The organism is Aquimarina macrocephali (assembly GCF_051627225.1).
In the GTDB taxonomy this organism is placed as follows: Bacteria; Bacteroidota; Bacteroidia; order Flavobacteriales; family Flavobacteriaceae; genus Aquimarina; species Aquimarina macrocephali.
Window position 1 is genome coordinate 2687845 of sequence record NZ_CP151795.1, and the last position, 21046, is coordinate 2708890.

Below are 21046 nucleotides of genomic sequence, written 5' to 3' on the forward strand. Positions count from 1 at the left end.
CATATTTTTTACTTACAAAATGGTCTTTCAGGAAATTTACTTCGTAATCTTTTCCATGAATTTGCTAATTCTAGTTTTTTAGCTTGATCTGTAACATTGAAGATTGCCTTAAAAGCATTACTCCCTTGTTCATATTCTGTTTTAAAAGCGTTAACCATATCATCAGTCCAACCTGCCGGAGCAGGTGTTAAGAAAGCGAAAAGATCATCACTTAATTTAGCAGCATCATCGAAATATTTAGCAATTTTCTGTTTGTTTTCAGATGAGTTTAGACGATTAACAACTTCATCTGCTTTTGTTGCATTTGTAGTTAAAGGTGTAGTTACTATAACTTCATCTGCTTTAACTGCGTTTTTGAGTCTACTCCTTAAAATAACTTCTCCTGCATCTGTTTTTTTGGCAACAACAACAAAAACATCTTGCGCTGCATTTGATCCTAATTTAAGATATCCTGCCCCAACAGGTAACGCAAGTCCTAATGCATAAAACGGAGCTTTACTTAAATCCCCCCTGGCAGAAGCATAGATGAACCCAAGAGCATCTCCCGCTGAGTCGAGTGGTGGTACCGGAATTAAACTTAGACCATCAGCAAGTCCATACACAAGTGGATCAAAAACAGTGAATTTGTCAAAATTGTAGAAATGTAAATCGGGGTTCAGATAGTCATTAAACCCAAAGTATATATTGAAATTTTGACCAAAACCAAAATATGCAGTTTGACTTAAAAAGTATGCATGAGTTACATCTTGGTTAGGAATATAAACTTCCCTAAGCTTCCCTAAATTGGTCGGTTGATGATATTTCCAAGTAGATTTGTTCCCTATGACATCAAGATTAACCTCTTTGGAATCAGCATCTAGATATAGATCTTTGATTTGAGATTTTATGGATTTATATTGATTTAGTAGATTAGTAATTTGGTTTTCATCGCTAGAGTTTACATGAGCAAATTGAGATATAACTCCAATTGCTTGGCTACGTAAATTATCTATTTGAGAGATGTAATTTGATTTGTAAAATTGTAAAACATTTATAGCATCATATCCAGCTGTTTTTTCCTTACCTAAGGCAGTTTCCGCCATGGAACCATCTGCTTTTATGTAAAACCTTTTTATGAATAATGGTTTTTCAATTTGTTTAAAAATTTCAAGAATTCCTTGAGAAATTTTTGATTTTTGCTGATAAGTGGAGTTATTAGTTACGATACCATTTTGACTTTCTCCATATCCAATATTATAACAGCTATCGTTATTAAAAAAACCTACTCCAAATATTGATTCATAATTAGAATATGGGACGATTATATGGACTATTTTTTTATTACCTATCAAGGATTCATTATGCTCAATTGATCGTATAGCTATATCGTTAATTTGATTATTTTGTAGCGAGTGATTATTTTCAATTTGTATAAATGAAACTACAACATATGTATCGGGCATTTTATATGTGAGTAAGTGTAGTTTATCTTCTAAAATTTCAAGCTCACTATTTTTGACTATTGAAGATACAGTACTAGGGAATTGAATGTGATTAAACACTCCTTTCATTCTTACTTCATTTTTAGAAGATTGAGGTATGTTTGATAAGGCATTTTTTAAATATTCGTTTAGCGTATTTTGATAATTGTTCATTTTAGCTAAATCATCTTGATTAGAGGTGTCAAAATAATCAAACCTATCACATCTACTCCCGTCATTAGAAGTTTTATCCCTACAAGGAATAATTCCTTGATATTCCATTGCAGAATTGTCCGTGAATTTGAAATTTGGTTTATTTTTTACATGTTCCCAAGTGGTTTTGTAATAAGAGTCCGAACCACAACGACCATTATCTCTGTAAAGAAAAATTTCATCGGTATTTGTGAGTGTTTTGTATTCTAATTTTAAAACGTCATTTGAGTTTTTATGAACATAACCAATAAATTTTGTACCATCAAAGGATGCTATATAATGTTTGCTGTCGTAATAAACCCCAGGAATGCTCCCTTTTGTGACGGGTGCAGAATTAGCTCTACTAGTAATTACGTTTGATTGATCAAATCTAAAAGGCTTCCAGTCTGGAGTTAACCACGTTCTGTTGGCAAGTTCTCCATCCTGATCATCTTGAAACAAGTATAATTTTAGGCTAGGATCGCTCATAGTTGCCCAATTGGGATAGCCTAGTTCTGTACCATTGCCATAATCCATTAACCAGGTATTGGCCTGTCCAGAATTATCTGGATTTTCTCCAAAAGGATGCGCTAGAGTGTATACCCCATGACCTAGCTCATGAGCAGCTACCTTAAGGGCAGAATCTTTTTTCTCTAAACCGTCACCCATGTGTTTTTCGAAAAGGAATCCCCATTGTCGGGTTTTGGGCATAAAACCACTTAGGGATTTAGAAACCGTAAACTCATTTCCAAGTACAAAAATGAAGTATTGTCTAGAGTCGTAATCTGGATATTGTTTTTTGAATTCCTGATAAATATTCTTAAGCTCGGTCGGGTAATCTGATAATAGTCCGCTTCCGTCATAATCTATGATACCATTTTTATCACCGGTATCCCAAGAATCCTGTGTAATGGTAAGATTGATTACGTCGGGTTTCACTTTAAATTTCCCACCGGCACGGCCAAAAATATCATTTAACTCTGCTTCGAAGTTGGTTATGGCATTTCCGCCATTTACGGTTACAACTTGCACAGGTACTTCTGTATGTTTCTTAATATGATGAACAAAGAAACTTGCAGCTATTTTATATTTATTATCAGCAGTATCTAAATATGTAACGACACATTCTTCGGTACGATAAGGATTAGCACCAGGTACAGTTATTTTATAAGTATTTGTGCCTACTATTCTCTCATGTTTTATTGCTTTGTTTTCTACTGTTTTTATAATAAGACTATCAATGTTTATTTTGGCATCACTAATCTCTATATCTGCATAAAACACATCATCCTCTCCTTGCACGGCTGCTTTATGGGCTGGATAATAGGATTCACCGGCAGAAGCATTTATTTTAGGATATTTTGAGGTTTCATAATCATTATTAACCTGATCCAAGGCAAAACGAGTATCGCTATCTGTTCTAAAAGTAACCTTAACCACATCATTTGTAATCGCATCAACATATGGGTCATCTACAGTACCACCATGAGTACCTGATCTGATACCATCTGCATTATTTGAAGTTAAAGGAGGAGATGGATCTCCCTGACCAGTCTGGGTAATATTACCCTTATCATCTACAGTCCATTCATCTCCACTAGCATCGGTAATGGTATACGTATCTCCTTCATCATAATCAAAAGTATCTTGAGAGCCGTCTGGTTTTGTAATGATAATTTGTCCATCGGTAATGCTAATATCATTAGTGTCGATATCATAATCCAATTGAGGGATTTCGGTGTTATCACCGCCTGTTACAACATCTGCAATATCTTCTACAACATCAATGACCTCATCAATATCAAGAATGTTTCCCCAGCTGGGATCATACACTGTTACGACTGTACCTTCTGCAAGCTGGCTTTCATTATTCACAAATATATTTGTGAAATTTACGGCTACTTTGATGTTTTTAAAATAAGGGAAAGAGACATATCCTTTACCAGAAAACCGGCCATTACTTCCATTGGCTTCTATTACCTTAACCGGAAAATCACCAGCTTTAAATATATTACCGGGTAAAAGCTGTTCTAGTGGTTCCATATTCTCGATATTCATATCGGGAGAAATACCACAGTCGATAAGACTGGTTTCATCACTTTCTTCTAGTGTAGTAAACGTTTGTAAGATAGAGTACTCACTTTCAGAAATAAGACATTTTTTGTTTACCTGGTACTCATATGTTGTCCCAGGGCGTAAGTCCCATAGTGTTATCCAATTGCCGCTGGTTCTAGAAAAAAACCATTCATTATTATTTCCTTTTTCACGATAGCGAACTATAAATTCTGGAACATCGGTAGTAAAGTCATCCCATAATATGTTTGCTTGTTGCGCCCCTTTTACTTCGTGTCGTGCATTATTAGGAGTGTCACATGGTGCCACATAATTAAACCAGTAAACTTCACTAAAACCATTATTTTTAAATAGCCCTATTTCTTCTGCACCATTTAATGCTTTTGCCTGTACTCTCCATGCATATCGTTTGTTTGGTAAAAATAGAGGATCTGCAGGTCCGTATAAATAGGAAGTGTTTGTTGTTGTAGTTTGAAAGAATGGAGGAGATGCTAAAAATGCGGCTTGAGGGTTTATAGTTTGATCCCATATTTCTACAATACTCAATTCATACTGTACATTACTTACATTGATATGTCTCGGAGTCCATTGAAACATTAAGTTTAATGGGTTCTGTTCGGTAATATCATCCCGATTATAAGGAGTAACTAATAATGGTGGTTCATTCTGAAAAATATATGTTGTTGCACAGGTTTTTTGTGATATACGTGCACCGGTAAGTGAGTCAAAAACCTCAAAGCAGAACTGATAAGAACCTTCTGGTATAGATTGTCCATAAATTGTAGGTGATATCCCAGTGATATTTTCAAAGGCAAAATAAGGAGCAAGTTCTACATTGGTTAATGTTAGCGGGATACCTCCTTCTATAAATAAAGAAGGTGCGCCTATAACAACATCTTTACTCTGAAAAGCAATCCCATTACCTTCAAAATAAGTTTTTAACCTAATCTCACGATTTGCAACAGAGAGGTCATTTAAAATGATCTGAAGTCGTAAAGGGCTATTCGTGGAGGATACGTCTGCATATGAAGAGAAATAAATAGGAGCAGGCGGTATTGGCTGAGGTAACAATGTCACCGGAAAAGTCTGTGATCGTATACCTTGTAATGCAAAAAGTGCAATAAGGAACAGAAAGTGTAACTGTTTCTTCATGGGTTAAGTTGGTTTTAAATCTTATCTATATATCTAAGTTCGAACTTATCAGGATTTACCTCTTCAAGTGACTTATGGTAGTAGAAATCAATGATTTGGACTTCCAAATATAAGTTAATTTTTTTAACATCTTTTTCTTCTTCTTCATATAACTTAAAAGCATTTTGTGCTTCACGCTTTTTAAATGCAGCGATCAGATCATCAGGTTTTTTAACCGCTTCAATGCTGGTATACCTATCGAATTTTTTCTTCATCCATCGATGACCTACTAATTTCTTCTGCCTGTTATCAAGTTCTTTATTAAGTTCTTCTATTTCTTTTATATGATCAGGAGACTCTTTTTTAAGTTCATCCAATTCTATTTTGGTTTTTACAAAACTTCGTTCAAGCTTAAAATCAATAAACTGCATATCATCTTTCAAACTTTTTATAACTTCATAGAGTATAGTATCGTACGCTTTTAAGAAATCTTCATAGCTATAAAGTACTGCTAAAAACTCTAAAGCTTTTTCTTTATACAGTTCTGGTTTTGTCTGTTCCTTTACTGTAGCGAACAAGAAATTTAGATCTCCTTGTTTTTCTTGAGGGATATTTAAGAACCTTGAACTGTTCTTTACATTAGTAAGTTGCTCTGTGATTTCTGGGATAGTACCACTATAGACTACAGAGCGATATCTAAATTGTAATGTACCTAACTTGGCTATATCTTCTTCGTTCAAAAGTTTTCTATTGCGTTTTTTGAACTTTATCTTAAAGGTGTCAAAGGTATATGTGTACCCTAAAGTTGCTGTAAAATCTGTATTATTACCAGTATTTGTATTTCTAAATAGTGAAAGTAGGTTTAGATTTAGGTTATGACTTTCATAAAAAGAATAATTACCTCCTAATCTAATATTATAAATATCATTTTGTTTTTCGCCATTATTGAACGCAGCATTATATGAACTAGAGAAATTAGTTCTTAGTTTTTTGTCAAAAAAAGACTTGGTAGCGCTAAGTGTAGGCCCTAAAGTTAGATTATCGGTTACTCCAACGGTATTATATGAAACATTGGCAGCCAACGAAAAATTAAGTGAGTTTTTGGGATAACCCAAAGTGTATGCCGAAGCAACGTTATAAAATTTTGATAATCCGTTCTCTATAGTTGTTCCACCTTGTTTATTGTCAGAGTTTTGATAGGTAAGGTTTAGATTAACGGCTTGCTGTTTACTTTCTGTTTTTTTTAGCGTGTAATTGATCCCTAGATTTGCATTTTGAGATATTTGACGATAATTAAGTGTATCTATGTTATCAAATTGATTAACCTCATTAATAAAATCAAATTGATTCTGAATATTAGTATAAGATTGAAAATTAGAATACCCGGCATTAATAGAAAGTTTTTCTGAACTTGTGTATGTAATATTAACTGCACTTACGATGCGTTGTAATTCTGAGCTTTTAGTATCGTCTAGGTTATCTCGTTGAAGACCAGCATTAACATTAAGACTAACTTTATTGTTAAAGATGCTTTGAGAAGCATTTAAAGTTATGTTTTCGAGGTCATTGTTGAAGTAATAAGCACCAAAAGTTCTATAACCGGGATCAATACGCTCATACCCAACACCAACAGAACCATTACCTGCAGGATAGTCAAGTTGAGCCTTTAACGCATTGTAATAGTTTGTGGTTAAATTTTCGTTTAATAAAAAAGAAAGAGTTCCTGTTGATGTTCGTGATTCTAACGCCTGAGTGTCTTCAGTAATTCCCGAAATTGCGTATTCTAAATATATTTTGGCTTTTTCAAATATTGTGAAATTGGTTTCTGCACTTACCACAGCGTTTTCCTTTGGGGTTAACTCTAATTCTATTGGAAATGAATTTTGAATCGAAGTTTCATCATCTTTTGCAGTAAAAAATATAAGTCCAATTGAAGCTTTTTCGAATGCGTAAGAGGTTTTAAATCCAAATCCCATTCGTTTATAAGCAGGTATTGCTTCTGGAGTTTCTGGATTATATTCAGATTCTTTAAGGAATCTACCATAAAGTGCACTTATTTTAAAAGGTCCATTGGGGGTAAGATCAACTCCTCCTCCTGTAAATTGATGACCGCTTAGTGTATATGGAGAAAAAGTCATAGAAACATCACCTATATGGGTTGCTACCCATTTATAAGAAGGATGGATACTTAGGCGGTTTATTTTGAAAGGTGTACTATATCCAAAATCCTGATTGGTATATGAAAAGGATAAAGGGATGTTATAGACACCACTAATATTGAAATTAAGATTACCATTTACGAAATAAGTAAAAGGGTCTCGATTTGCAGTACCATCATAAAATACACCATTACCAGAAATTCCACCATTAAATCGAAGTAGGGGAACCTTACCTATTTGCTCCAGATTTTGACTTGAAGCAATTAAAGTAAAGCCCAGAAAAAAGATGAGTAGTTTTAGTTTCAATGTGTAATAGCTATGTTGGGATAACGAAATTAATACAATTTTAACAATTCACCAATAGAATTTTCTAATATTCAATATCCTAGCTTATGGCACACTATGACTACATTATAAGTGTATTGTAATATACATAAATGCTAAGAACATATATAAATTAAAGATTATGACCATAATACAATTATGGTAAAACGTTCAAGATGTTCTATAGATAAACAGTACAATTGTACTACGCATGAGTCTCATTTTTTGAGACTGGTATATTTTTTTTAAAAGAAAAGAGGTTTTGATTCCCTAAAATGAGTAAAAAGTAAAAGCCTGAATTGTTAATGATAATTCATTTTGGGTAAAATAAGGCTGAGATTGCTAAGTATTTACTAAAACATAGTTAATGTGAAAAAGTGACATAATTATCGCAAGAAAGTGAAATCAATTAGGGGAGAAGAATTCCTAATTTTGATGTATAAATACAAACTCACTTATATTTAGTTTAGTCAGGAGTGAAAAAAATTATGTTCCCCTAAATGGCTTTTATACGAAAGTATAGAAGCCGTTTTTTTAATTATGAATACTGTTTTGTGGTAATAGAAATTTCCCTACCTCTTTTTTAGATTCATTCACCATCAAAACTACACCACTAACCATATTGATTTTGCTAATATTTAGGGATCAAATAAGTTTATGCGAATAAAACAACAAGGACCATGAATGATTTATTTAAAATATGTGAATTTTTATTGATTGTAATTTGCCTTGCTAATCTTGTAAAATATTAATACTTTTTTAATACTAACAGGTTGGTATTTAAATAGCTTTGTAGCCTAAGGCAAAGAGAGTTATTTTTATGGTAAGGAACAAAAAAGTATTAATAGTTGAAGATGAGTTTTCAATTGCATTAGATATTAAAATTAGTTTAGAGAAATTAGATTATGTTATAGTAGGGATTGCAAGTAATTATAAAGAGGCAATGAAATATAGCGTAGAAACTATGCCAGATATTGTTATAATGGATATTAATATTTCTGGAGATAAAAATGGTATTGAAGCTGCAGAAGATATTTATTCGAAATATAAAATTCCAATTGTTTTTCTTACTGCTAATGGAGATGATGCTACATTTAAAGAGGCTTTACAATCCAAACCTTTTGGATTTATATTAAAGCCCTTTAATGTAAAAGAGTTGTCTTTTACGCTTCAAATAGCTTTGCAAAAACAACTCGAAAACAAAAGCTCCAGAATTGTGCTTCCAAACAATAAAGTATCAGACATTCTATTTATTAAGGATAAATCTCAGCTTATACGTGTTAAAATAGATGAAATTTTATGGGTAGAAGCCATGGATAATTATACTCAAATTATCACCAGGAATAAAAAGGTTGTGGTAAATATGTTTTTGAAAGAGTTCTATGAAAAAGTGCCACAGGATAAATTCTTGAGAATTCATAGATCATATATTGTGGCATTAGACAAAATTGATAAAATAGAAAACAGATTTGTTTTTATTGGGGATAAAAATATTCCGGTAAGTAAAGCATATAAAAGTCAATTATTAGAACGATTGGATATTCTATAAATATGAAGAGAATAGTGCATTTTTTTAAGAGGTATAGTTGTCTCTTTTTTTTGTTTTGTTTTGTTTCAATGACTATTGCACAAACTGATAGTTTAGAACAAAAACTAATGACAGGTTCTAAAGCAGAAAAAATAGAAACCTATAAACAATTAGTCAATATATATGGTAAGACAGAAATAGAAAAAGCTCTTGAGTATGCTAAGCAAGGGTTAGAATTGGTGAAGGATGATTATACAAAGGATACCGGGTTTTTTTATTTAAGAATGGGGAATTTCTATAATGCTAAATCAGAGCATGAAAAGGCATTGTTTTGTAATAAAAAATTGCTGGAGATCGCAAAAAAGTTAGAATATGAATTGGGAGTTGCAAAGAGTTATCAAAATATTGGGGTGACTTATGTAAAAATGGGTGATTATAACCAGACATTGGATTATTATTTAAAAGCACTTAAGATCTATGAAACATTAGAAGAAGAGAATTTTGTTGTGGGAATAACGGGTAACATAGGTTCTTTATATTCTTGTAGATTGAAAGATGATGAGAATGGATTAGTATATTACAATAAAGCATTAACATTATCTAAAAAAATTGGAAACGAAGAATTTAGAGCTCATATTTTGGGTGCTGTTGGTGAAATGTATATGCGTCAAAAAGAGTTTGCAAAGGCCAAAAATATATTAAAAGAATCTATTAGTATTGCTGAAAAAACAAATTATACCGAAGTCGTTATATCGGGATATAATAATCTATCCCAAATAAATATAGAGAAAAAAAACTTTAATGAAGCTTTAGAACATACTAAAAAGGCATTACAGATTCGATTAGAAAGAGGATCTTCTGAAGATATTACATTAGCATATTTAACATTGGGAGATATCTACGATAAACTTGGAAATACTAAAACTGCAATATCTTATTACGATAAAGCATTGTTGGCAGCATTAAAGACAAAAGCTTTACCACAATTATCAAGAGTATACCAGACACTTCATAAGTATTCTAACAGGAAAAAAGAATATAAAAAAAGCTATGAATATCTATTAAAATACAATGCAGTTAAAGATTCATTATTTACAGAGGAAAAACATAAGCAACTCCGGGAGATACAAGCCAAATTTGATTTGGAAAGTAAAGAAAGAGAAGTAGAAATACTAACCAAAGAAAATAAAATAAAGGTTTTAGAAAATGAAAACCAGCAAACTACACAAATTGTATTGATAGCAGGATTAGCAGGATTAATAATAGTACTAGTAACACTATTGTATGCTTACAAAAACAAACAAAAAACCAATAGAATCCTTGCAGAAAAAAACAGTAAAATATCTCAAACCCTGAAAGATCGAGAAATACTATTAAAAGAAGTGCATCACCGGGTGAAAAATAACTTGCAGATTGTATCTAGTTTGTTAAGTCTTCAGCATAAATTTAGTGAGGATAAAAGTGCTGCAGAGATTTTTCAAGAGATTCAGAACAAAATACAAGCAATGGCTATTATTCATGAAAAACTGTACAAGTCTAATGATTTATCCTTAATTAATTTGCAAACCTATTTAGATGGTTTATTAACTCATTTCAAGACCAGTTATCACCTTTCTGAACGAAACATAACTATAAATAGGGAGATAGAAGATATTAATTTAGATATGGACTATCTGGTTCCTTGTGGCTTAATTGTTAATGAGATTATTGCCAATAGTATTAAGCACGCTTTTAGGGATAATCAAGGAGGGCAAATTAGTATAGAGGCTTCTAGGGATAAAGACCAATGTATCCTTACCATAAAAGATACAGGAGTTGGTTTTCCAGAAGATTTTGAGATTGAAAACAGCCGATCTCTTGGGATGCAACTCATACAAGGGTTAACTCAACAAATTAATGGATCAATACATATTATTTCTAATCCTGGAGCTTACTATACCATTGCATTTAATATTGCCACATAATACTAGAAAAACGAATCAGCTTTACCCTGCATTTTAATACATTCACCAAGTAAAGAGTGCGATATACCATATAAATTTAGAAACAATATAGAGGGAGTATAGATTTGCTTGATAAATTTAAAAAACAAGCAATGAGACGTATTATAAAATTATCAAATATAGGAAGTGTTATTTTCTCTGTATTTTTTATGATTAGCTGTAATTCTAGTGATGATGACTCTACGATTCTAACACCAGAGATTACTATAGAAGAAGGAAAGCTTAAGGGTTTCCCACTATTTGGAATACAATACAAAGAAATAAATATTGTTGATCCAGAGATTGTAGAAAATAAAGAAGTAAAATATGGAGAAATTAAAATTACTGTATCTAGTACAACCACTTTAGATAATGTAAGTGCATCCATAACATCAGCAGAACTTAACCTGAGTAAGTTTAGTATTTCTCCTGGTAATGAGATTGGACTGTCTTATGAAGATCAAAAGATAAATATATATACGATTAATGCTGCCATTGGTGACAAGAAAGAGCTACTTCATTATAATGTTAGGATTGTAAAAGAAGATCCAATTATACCCGAAACTTTAAAGATAACAGGCTTTATGTTCGAAAAGAATAAAAACCCAAGTTTGCCAAATGATATAACGATTTCAAGAACTATTGAAGATACCGGACTAGATAAAATATATCTATTTGTTCCTGTGGGAACAGATTTCACAAAGTTAATACCTACTATTACTTATGATGGAACAAAACTTTTTTATACTCAGGATTCTTCTGTAGCACCTGTAGATATGGATATAGAATATCCTGAAGGAAATGCAAGTATTGATTTTAAATATCCTAAGAATTTTATATTAGCAGTTAAGGATAAAAATAATGATAAACTTAGAACCACTACAGTAATTGTTGATGTAGTAAATCCTATTAGAATAGAAACAGTATCTATTACAACCCCAGATGCGACAGAAGGTAATTCAGAAACATTTACGGTTACAAAGTGGATTAATCAAGGAAATCATTTACTCGAATATGAAAAAGCTACTACTTATGAAAATCAAGAGCCTACAACTCCTACCAGAGTGATTACATCTCGTAGAACTTTGCCTTCAGGAGGATTAATACCTGGCGAAAGCAGAGACGTGTCAGTAACTGTAAATTCTAGAGACTACCCAGAAGGAACGTATAAAACAACTGCAGTATTTTATCCCAGTATAAAATATAATAAAGGAATTGATGATTTATTAGAGTCAGCAAAACTTAACATTACCTCAAAAATCGTTAAATAATATAAATAATATTTAGGGATGAGAACTAAACAAAAAACGTCACGGTATACCCGTGACGTTTTTTTGTAATCAATTTTATAAAATATTATACTGTTGCAGTAACTACAGCAACTTTCTTTTTACTAAATCTAACTTTTATTCGGTGTACAATAAAGAATAATGCGGGAACAATAATTAAGGTTAGAAATGTAGCTATGATTAATCCATAGATAACAGTCCAGGCTAGTGGCCCCCAGAAAATTACATTATCACCACCTAGATATATTTTGGGATCTCCGGTACTGAATAAGGAGAAGAAATCTAAATTGAATCCGATAGCTAGTGGTATTAATCCTAATACAGTAGTAATTGCTGTTAATAATACTGGTCGTAAACGCGCTTTACCACCTCTAATAATAATTTTCATTACCTCATCATTAGGTAGTAGTTCTTTCTCCAGTACATTATGTTCTACTTTTTTACGATCTATCAGTAACTGTGTATAATCGAGTAAAACTACTCCATTGTTTACAACAATCCCTGCCAATGAAATAATACCCATCATTGTCATCATAATCACAAAAGAAGCTCCCGTAACTAATATACCTCCAAACACTCCAATAAAACTCAAGAAAATAGCAATCATAATAATGGTAGGTTTAGAAATAGAACTAAATTGAAATATTAGAATCAACATAATAAGTCCCAATCCAGAGAAAAATGCTCCCATTAAGAAAGCCATCTGTTTACCTTGTTCCTCTATCTGACCTGTATAATCAATCTTCACTCCTCTGGGTAACGTTATAAAACTGGCCATCTCGGTTTGAATCTGAGATACAATTGCTCCTGCATCAGTGAATCCTGGTTGTAAACCAGAGTATACCGTTACTACTCTCTTAGTATCTTTATGTTTTACAGCACTAAATGAAGAAGTATTTTTTTGTGAAGCTACGGTAGAAACAGGTATTTCTTTTAGTTTCCCTGAAGCTGGATCTCTAAAGGTAATATTTTGATTAAAGAGTGCACTGGTATTGTATCGGTTGTCTTCATTAAATCGAACATAGATATCATAATCTTCTCCTTCTTTTTTGTATACACCTGCTTTTTCACCAAAAATAGAACGACGAAGTTGATTACCTACCTGGCCGGCAGAAACTCCTAATCCTCCTGCTTTTTCACGATCAACAACAACTTGCATAGCAGGTTTACCTTTATTAACGTCAATTTTTAATTCCTCGATACCGGGGATGTTTTTTTCATTAATAAAATTACGCATCTGTTCTGCAATAGTAATCAACTCATCATAATCAGGACCTTCGATTTCAATATTGATAGGATATCCGGCAGGAGGACCTACAGGGTCTTTCTCGACAGAGATAGCTACACCAGGATAAATTCCTTTTAAAGATTCTTGTACTTTTTGACGTAACACTTCAGAATCTTTTCCTTTTCTATATTTAAATTCTCTCATTGTAGCCGTAATCTTTGCTTTATGAGGCATTTCGGCATTACTTCCCCCATCGGTCTGAGGGTTTCCTGCACCTTCTCCCACTTGAGAAACTGCAGATTCTACAAGAAAATTATGATTTTCACCTTCTAAATATTCTGATTCATTGATGACAGCATAAACACGTTGCTCAATTTCCTTAGTGATCGCATTAGTTTTATCTATATCTGTTCCTTGAGAATATTCTACATAAACCACAATTTGATTCGGCTTATTATCCGGGAAAAATTCTACTTTGGTACGTTGTTTTCCTATAGAAGCGCCAAACATGGCAAACACTACAAATAGTAAAATGAATGTTCCAAAGGTAAATCCATACGCTCTCCATCCTTTTAAAGCATAGCTTAAAAAGCGTTGGTATTTATTTTCAAGCCAAGCTAGGATTCTTTTTTGGAAAAAATTGGCCGCACCTTTTAATACATATTTATATACCCAAAACATAGCAGCAGTAAATATCATAAGACTACCTAATCCACTTACGGCTCCTCCAAAAATTAGTATAAAAACCCCGATACCTCCTAAAATGATACTTAATCGAATTAATTGTTTTACGGTCAATACTTTTTCGCCAACCTCCATAAATTGTGAAACCAGCATAGAGTTAATGAATATTGCGACGAACAGAGAGGATCCTAATACTACCGATAATGTAATAGGGAAATAGATCATAAATTGCCCCATAACTCCTGGCCACATTCCTAATGGAACAAAGGCTGCTACTGTAGTTAAAGTTGAAATGATTATCGGAAATGCAATCTCTCCTATACCTTTTTTAGCCGCTTCTATTCGAGACATTCCTTCTTCTTCCATTAAACGATACACATTCTCTACTACTACAATACCATTATCTACCAGCATTCCTAATCCCATGATTAATGCAAAAAGGATCATTGTGTTCATCGTATATCCCAGAGCAGATAAAATCATAAAAGACATAAACATAGACATTGGTATTGCAAACCCTACGAATAATGCATTTCTAAAGCCTAAAAAGAACATCAGAACTCCAACGACCAGAATAATACCAAAAATGATATTATTAACCAGGTCACTTACTTGATTTTCAGTTTTTTCAGATTGATCATTTGCTACTGTAATCTCTAAATCCTTTGGAAACACATTTTCTTTAGCTTCGTCAAGAATTGTATTTATTTTCTCTACAGCTTCGATCATGTTTTCTCCAGAACGTTTCTTTACATCTAGCATCACTACATTATGACCAAATTCTCTTGCATAGGTAGTTTTATCTTCTTCTTTAAAACTTACTTTAGCAATATCTCTAAGGTATACAGCTCCGTTCTGAGATTTTACCACAAAGTCGTCTAATTGTGATGGGCGATCAATTTCTCCCAGTATTCGTATCGTACGCCTTTGTCCACTAGCGATCATGTTTCCTGCAGACATAGTCATGTTTCCATTGCGGATGGTATTGATTACATCATCAAAACTCACTTTGGCAGCCATCATTTTGTAGATGTCTACAGCGACTTCTACTTCTTTTTCTTGAGCACCACGAATATCTGCTTTTTTGATTTCTTTAAGATCTCCTATTTCGTCTTCAAGATATTCTGCAAATTCTTTTAGTTTACCTACCGGATAATCTCCCGAAATATTAATATTCATGATTGGAGTTTCTTCAGAAATACTCAAATCAAAAACATTAGGCTCTACTTTAGCGCCATTAAAAGTAGGCCAGTCTTCATTTGCTGTTTCAGAATCTACTTCGTCTTTTACTTTTTGTTTAGCAGCAGGCACAGAGAGTTTTTCATCAAATTCTACAGTTATAATGGCATAATCTTCTTGCGAAGTCGATAGAATCTCTATTACGTTACTTACACTTTTTAACTTGTCTTCTAATGGATCTACAATTAAACGTTCAATGTCTTCTGCGGTATTCCCTGGATAAGGAACACTAATGTAAATTTTGGTTTCATTGATTTCAGGAAAATTTTCTCTGGGCATAGAGAAATATGCAGAAAGCCCCAAAACCAAGAATATGCCAATCATTACATAAATAGTAGTTGGATTATTTATCGCCCAAGACGATAACTTAAATTCCTTATCTACTTTTTTCTTGTTAACTTCCATAGATTGTTAGTTTAAAATTTTAACTTTCTGACCATCTTTTACACTTCTTGCACCTTCACTAATAATAGCATCTCCATTATTAATACCTTCTGTGATCTCTATAAGGTCTCCTTGTGTCTTCCCTGTTTTTACAATTACTCTTCTGGCTTCAGCCACATTCTGACCATCTTTTCCAGAGGTAACATAGGTATATTGATCTCCTTCTGCATTTTCAGAAATAATACTTTGTGGTATTAAGATCGCTTTTTCATTAGTATAATCATTGATTTTTACCTTGGCTGTAAGGTTAGGTTTTACAGTTCCTCCATTTGAAGGAATACCTACTTCTACCATAAAAGAACGATTGTTTGGATTGATATAATTTCCTACTTGACGGATTTTTGTGCTAATTGTTTTTCCGAGAACCGGGAAATGTACTTCTACATTTTTACCCACAGTAACACTTGGGATATAACGTTCTGGCACTTCGGTTTCAATATACATATCATCTAAGTTAACTATACGTATCAGTTCTGTTTGCCCTGGAGAAACTACACTTCCCTGTTCTGTAATCACATCATCAATAACTCCAGAAAACGGTGCGTTTACAGTTGTTTTGGCTAATTGGCGTTTGATCTGATTTACCACATTTTGCTGTGCTTCAAAATTTGTTTTAGCTTCAAGATATTGAATTTCCGAACCAATTTTTTGTTCCCAAAGTCTTTTTTGACGATCAAAAGTAGTTTTAGCTAATTGTGCTTGTACCTCTACTTGTGACAATTGCTGACCTAATCCACCATCATCAATTCTGGCAAGTAATTGACCTTTGGATACTTTTTGTCCTTCTTTAACATAAACTCTGGTCATAATCCCACTCATCTCAGGATATAGAACTAAATTTTTCTTGGTTTCTACATTTCCTTGTAACTCCAGATAATGATTAAACAGCGTATCTTTTGCCGTAATTGTGGTTACCAAAGGAAGTTTTTTTACAGAATCCAAAGAGGCTATTGCTTCATCTAATTGATTTAATTGATCAGCAACGGCTTGTTGTTTGGCTGCTATTTCGGTTCTTTTGGCACGTATTGCTTGTAGATTACCGTCTTCTATAATTTTATCGATAGACTTTGTATCATTTTGTCCACATGAAATGATAAGAAGTGATATAGATAATATGGTAAGTATCTTTTTCATAATATGGTTAATTATTATTTGGTGTATTTAAAATCGTTTCTAGTTCTGCCTTTTTGTTGATAATGTTAAGCATAGTATTCAATACTTCATTCTGAGAAGAGTATAATTGTAATTGCGCTTGTCTTAATTCAAAACTAGAGGCAAGACCTTCTGTATATTTAATCTGATTTTTTTTCTCAATTCGCTCTGCAAGTGTTAAATTTTGCTTCGAGGTATTATAACTTTCTATCGAAAATTTGTAATCACTTATAGCAGTGTCATATTTAAGTTGTATCTCTCGTTGAATTCTCAGAAAATCGGTTCTTGACTGTTCATCAGCTATTTTGGCTTGTTGTGTTCGGGCACTTCTTTTTAAAGAACTGAAAATTGGAATATTAAGACTTGCTCCTAAAATAGAAGATTGAAACCAACGTTGATCACTGTCTAAAAAGGTAAAAGAATTGCTGTTCGCTTGTGTACCGTAATTAACAAAAGCAGACAGAGAGGGGAGTGCCCTACTTTTTTCTAGTTTTAACTCTAACCGCGTTTGTTCGGTAAGAAGATGTGCTAATCTGTAATCTATATTATTCTCTATAATAAATGGTTTGGCGATAACAGATCGATCCATATTTTTCAAAGCAAGACCATCCAAATTATCAGAAAGTACGATATTCGAATCGACAGGTACTCCAAGAGTTAAATTAAACATTTGCATGGAGATTTTTTCTAACCGTTCTGCGTTACTAAGCTGATTTGTAATCTGTAATAAAGTAATTTGTAGTTGTTCTACATCTTCCTCTTCTGCCAGACCATTCTCAAAAATCTTTTTTGTTTCCAGGTAATTTTTCTCTAGAGTAGTGACATTATTTTTAAGAATCTTTACACTTTCCTGAGCGACAAGTACGCTTCCATAAGCGTTAATAACACCTTTACGAACTTCGAGTTGGGTTTTTTCTTCAACATCATTGTTATATTGTAAAAAACTCTTTGCTGCTTGCAAGCCAACCAAATATGATCCGTCAAAAATAAGTTGACTTAGAGTTGCTGTTGCCGATGCTTGCTGTTTTGTTCCAAAAACTACAGGGACAAAAGTTCCCGGATCCCCGCCAGTAACTTCTCCTGGTAATAGCGAAACAGGTTGTTTTAATTGATTTTGATAATCAATCGATGCATTAATTTGAGGAAGACCATCTGCTGTGGTTTCCCATTTTCTTTTAAGTGCTTTAGCTACATCGCGTCTTGCATTAATAGATTGATAACTGTTTTCTAATGCGAATTCTATCGCCTCATCTAGTGTAAAGGAATATGAAGAATTTGCTGGTGGCTGTTGGGCTAATATTGTGGTTGTAAATAACCAACCCAGACAGATTAACCAAAGGTTGTTTCTCATAGATATTACTCTTTTATTAGTAGATTGTTTAAAATTTTTAATCCTTTTTCTGTTGCAATGCCCCTAACATGATATTCCAGATAATCTGCCATAAGCTGAGTTATAGGAAATTTTTGCATCGGAAACATTTCCTGATCCTTAATTCCGATCATTCCATTAAAATATATTCTTGAAATAAATTGGATGTCTATATTTTTTCTAAAAACCTCCTTTTTTATCCCTCTATCCAGGTTTTCAATAACACACTCTTGCATAACCTCAAATTGCTTAGCTTTAAGAGTTTTGTATATCTTTGGGTAGTATTTTTGAAGTTGATATTGTGGAGCAGTTTTTTCATTTTTTAGATGATGCATCACAAAGGCTTTGATTGCATATAACTCTTCGATAGGCCCATTTTTTTTATCTACAATAGTGTCTATTCCATTAGATATAATACAAAACAAATGATCTGTGGTAGCTTTTACTAATTCGGTTTTATTTTGAAAATGAGTATAAATTGTCTTCTTAGAAATACCCATTTCAGTAGCAAGATCATCCATGGTGACACTCTTAAAACCCAAATTCAAAAACATGTCATTAGCTTTTTCTATTATTTTGTCTTTCATTAAAGGGATTCTTATTTTTTGGCCAAATGTACATCCGGAAACTTTAAAAACAATAAAAGTTTCCTGAGTTTCACAAATTTTTAACACTATGTCAAATTTTGATTGATAAAATGTTTTAGATATGAGATTATAATTAGCATCAGTTTTTTAAAAAGTTTCAATTACTTTAGCATAAAAAAATACTGTGCACACAATTTCTGATTATCAGAGGTATTTTTTAGAATATCTATCTAAAAAAACGATAACTAAAGAACCCAAGAATCTTTACGAACCTATATCTTATATCCTTAATCTTGGTGGTAAACGATTACGACCGATTTTGGTATTAATGACTTCCGAAATTTTTGGAGGGTCTTATAAAAAGGCTCTAGATGCGGCATTAGCAATAGAGGTTTTTCATAATTTTTCATTAATACATGATGATATCATGGATGATGCACCTCTTAGACGAGGCAAGGAAACTGTTCATGAGAAATGGGATATAAATACGGGAATTCTTTCAGGAGATGCGATGTTGATTAATGCGTATCAATTATTTGAAAATTATGAAGGAAATACTTTTAGAGAGTTGGCCAAACTATTCACCAAAACGGCAATAGAGGTGTGTGAAGGGCAACAATATGATATTGATTTTGAAACCAGAGATGATGTAACTATTCCCGAATATATCAAAATGATCGAATATAAGACGGCGGTTTTAGTTGGTGCAGCAATGAGAATGGGAGCTGTCGTAGCCAATGCTCCAGAAGATTGTAGGTCTTCGATTTATGATTTTGGAAGATTATTGGGATTAGCATTTCAACTTCAGGATGATTATTTAGATGCTTTTGGTGATCCAAAAACCTTTGGTAAACAAGTAGGAGGAGATATCATCGAGAATAAGAAAACTATTTTATATCTAAAAGCTTTGGAGTTTGCAAGTGAAGATGAACAGAAACAATTAAGAGAATTATTCTCTCTTAGCCCAGATGATCCATCTCAAAAAATAGATATCATAAAGCATCTTTTCGAGACTACAGGAGCAAAAGATAAAACACGATTAGAGATTGAGAAATATACCAATAAAGCATTTTCAGTTTTAGAAAATCTCTCTATTGCAGAAGATAAAAAAACGATATTGAAATCGTTTGGAGAAAAATTAATGAATCGAAGTGTCTAGTAAATATAGTCTTATTACTGCAAAGCAATTAATGGATGAGGTCTCTAATTCTGATCTGTACCCTCAATTTCTGATGCAGTTACAAAAGGACTTGAATCGTGCAGGGATTGATTATGATATCAAAAGTAAGGCTCCTCAGGATTTGTTTTCTGAAGTAGTGTATTTGCTTATTGAAAAATTGCAGAATGCTTTTAATGAGTATCTTAACTTATTGTATGCAGTAGATGTCTCTGAAGCTGAAATAAGAAACCTGGATTCTGAAGATAGTGTTGATATGGCAGAATATGCTACATATTTGATTCTAAAGCGAGAGTGGCAAAAAGTTTGGTACAGAAACAAAGGATGAGGCTATGTTTATCAAAAAATTATCTAGATGTAAAATAGAATATAGGATAACAGGAAATTTTAAATGTATGAAGTTATATAGTAGTGTTTTTTTGTTTTTTGTCTTAACCTTTAATTATGGCCAAGAGATTTCTCAAGATAAGATGAATGCTTCTTATGAAGAGTTTTTGAAAGAAGTTGGTGAAAAAGAAAGGGATACTTTGATTAAACAAGTGTCTAAAAGGTATAATTGTTCAGAGTATTTCTCTGGGAATATTTATTATTATTATAAAAATGATCAATTAAAACTGATAAAACATATCTATAAACAAAACTGGGATAATAGTTTAGAATATTACTATATAGAAAATGATACGCTACGGTTATATACAACATTTACCGAGATTATTAGAGCTAATACTCGTTATACCAAGAGTGAAAGAGAGGCCTCTTTTTCGATGGAAAAAGTGTTAGATGTTACCGAGAATCGATCATTTTTAAGCCAAAACCGTATTGTAATGTGTCATGAAAGGCAGGATATGAAAAAACAGTCAGAGTGGGATCAAGATTTTTTTAATACGCTTAGTTTTAAAAAAGTAGATTGCACTATAGATATTGAAGACCTACGTTATAAATATAGAATACTTCGTAAAGCAGAAAAAAAACTCGTAAAATATGGTGGAAAGCCATATGGTTGTATTTTTTATTTGTGGTAAGACAAT

12 protein-coding genes are annotated in these 21046 nt (G+C 32.7%); 6 read left to right on the forward strand and 6 right to left on the reverse strand.

What is annotated here, in order from left to right:
- Window positions 1–8: 8 nt before the first annotated feature.
- Together AAFU52_RS11670 and AAFU52_RS11675 are read right to left on the reverse strand one after the other, a co-directional pair.
- Window positions 9–4877, reverse strand: coding sequence for a fibronectin type III domain-containing protein (locus AAFU52_RS11670; protein ID WP_438426495.1), 4869 nt, complete (start codon window positions 4875–4877; stop codon window positions 9–11).
- Window positions 4878–4891: 14 nt separating this feature from the next.
- Complete coding sequence (locus tag AAFU52_RS11675; RefSeq protein ID WP_024772443.1) at window positions 4892–7321, reverse strand: hypothetical protein; 2430 nt, start codon at window positions 7319–7321, stop codon at window positions 4892–4894.
- 838 nt (window positions 7322–8159) lie between these two features.
- Between AAFU52_RS11675 and AAFU52_RS11680 the strand changes: the two genes are divergently transcribed.
- From AAFU52_RS11680 to AAFU52_RS11690, 3 genes are all read left to right on the forward strand, one after another.
- Window positions 8160–8888, forward strand: a complete 729-nt coding sequence (locus tag AAFU52_RS11680) for a LytR/AlgR family response regulator transcription factor (RefSeq protein ID WP_438426496.1) — start codon at window positions 8160–8162, stop codon at window positions 8886–8888.
- 68 nt (window positions 8889–8956) lie between these two features.
- Entirely contained in the window at window positions 8957–10831 is a 1875-nt protein-coding gene (locus tag AAFU52_RS11685; protein ID WP_438426498.1) for a tetratricopeptide repeat-containing sensor histidine kinase, read from the forward strand.
- 131 nt (window positions 10832–10962) lie between these two features.
- A complete protein-coding gene (locus AAFU52_RS11690) occupies window positions 10963–12120 on the forward strand; it encodes a hypothetical protein (RefSeq protein ID WP_438426499.1) in 1158 nt (385 codons plus the stop codon).
- A gap of 85 nt (window positions 12121–12205) precedes the next feature.
- Here AAFU52_RS11690 and AAFU52_RS11695 read toward each other — a convergent pair whose 3' ends face one another.
- Genes AAFU52_RS11695 through AAFU52_RS11710 form a run of 4 tightly spaced genes read right to left on the reverse strand, consistent with a single transcriptional unit; the run spans window position 12206 to window position 18841 of the window.
- Window positions 12206–15694, reverse strand: coding sequence for an efflux RND transporter permease subunit (locus AAFU52_RS11695; RefSeq protein ID WP_438426500.1), 3489 nt, complete (start codon window positions 15692–15694; stop codon window positions 12206–12208).
- Window positions 15695–15700: 6 nt separating this feature from the next.
- Complete coding sequence (locus AAFU52_RS11700) at window positions 15701–16867, reverse strand: efflux RND transporter periplasmic adaptor subunit (protein WP_024772441.1); 1167 nt, start codon at window positions 16865–16867, stop codon at window positions 15701–15703.
- Between the two features lie 7 nt (window positions 16868–16874).
- Window positions 16875–18236: a TolC family protein gene (locus AAFU52_RS11705; protein WP_438426501.1), complete on the reverse strand. Its 1362-nt coding sequence runs from the start codon at window positions 18234–18236 to the stop codon at window positions 16875–16877.
- A gap of 5 nt (window positions 18237–18241) precedes the next feature.
- Window positions 18242–18841 carry a TetR/AcrR family transcriptional regulator gene (locus AAFU52_RS11710; protein ID WP_024772439.1) on the reverse strand — a complete coding sequence of 200 codons (600 nt, stop codon included), beginning with the start codon at window positions 18839–18841 and terminating at the stop codon, window positions 18242–18244.
- Window positions 18842–19025: 184 nt separating this feature from the next.
- On the opposite strand from AAFU52_RS11710, the gene AAFU52_RS11715 reads away from it, so the two are divergent.
- The 3 genes from AAFU52_RS11715 to AAFU52_RS11725 all read left to right on the forward strand — a co-directional run bounded on the left by AAFU52_RS11715 (window position 19026) and on the right by AAFU52_RS11725 (window position 21040).
- Window positions 19026–20000 (forward strand): polyprenyl synthetase family protein, encoded by a 975-nt coding sequence (locus AAFU52_RS11715; RefSeq protein ID WP_024772438.1) that lies wholly within the window; start codon window positions 19026–19028, stop codon window positions 19998–20000.
- Window positions 19993–20346, forward strand: coding sequence for a hypothetical protein (locus AAFU52_RS11720; RefSeq protein ID WP_438426502.1), 354 nt, complete (start codon window positions 19993–19995; stop codon window positions 20344–20346). The genes AAFU52_RS11715 and AAFU52_RS11720 overlap by 8 nt, the downstream gene beginning before the upstream one ends.
- Window positions 20347–20413: 67 nt before the next feature.
- Complete coding sequence (locus AAFU52_RS11725) at window positions 20414–21040, forward strand: hypothetical protein (protein ID WP_438426503.1); 627 nt, start codon at window positions 20414–20416, stop codon at window positions 21038–21040.
- Window positions 21041–21046: the final 6 nt, after the last annotated feature.

Coding starts and splice junctions, on each gene's coding strand:
- AAFU52_RS11670 (WP_438426495.1), bottom strand. CDS start 4,877: ATGAAGAAACAGTTACACTTTCTGTTCCTTATTGCACTTTTTGCATTA.
- AAFU52_RS11690 (WP_438426499.1), top strand. CDS start 10,963: ATGAGACGTATTATAAAATTATCAAATATAGGAAGTGTTATTTTCTCT.
- AAFU52_RS11705 (WP_438426501.1), bottom strand. CDS start 18,236: ATGAGAAACAACCTTTGGTTAATCTGTCTGGGTTGGTTATTTACAACC.
- AAFU52_RS11680 (WP_438426496.1), top strand. CDS start 8,160: ATGGTAAGGAACAAAAAAGTATTAATAGTTGAAGATGAGTTTTCAATT.
- AAFU52_RS11700 (WP_024772441.1), bottom strand. CDS start 16,867: ATGAAAAAGATACTTACCATATTATCTATATCACTTCTTATCATTTCA.
- AAFU52_RS11695 (WP_438426500.1), bottom strand. CDS start 15,694: ATGGAAGTTAACAAGAAAAAAGTAGATAAGGAATTTAAGTTATCGTCT.
- AAFU52_RS11685 (WP_438426498.1), top strand. CDS start 8,957: ATGACTATTGCACAAACTGATAGTTTAGAACAAAAACTAATGACAGGT.
- AAFU52_RS11725 (WP_438426503.1), top strand. CDS start 20,414: ATGAAGTTATATAGTAGTGTTTTTTTGTTTTTTGTCTTAACCTTTAAT.
- AAFU52_RS11710 (WP_024772439.1), bottom strand. CDS start 18,841: ATGAAAGACAAAATAATAGAAAAAGCTAATGACATGTTTTTGAATTTG.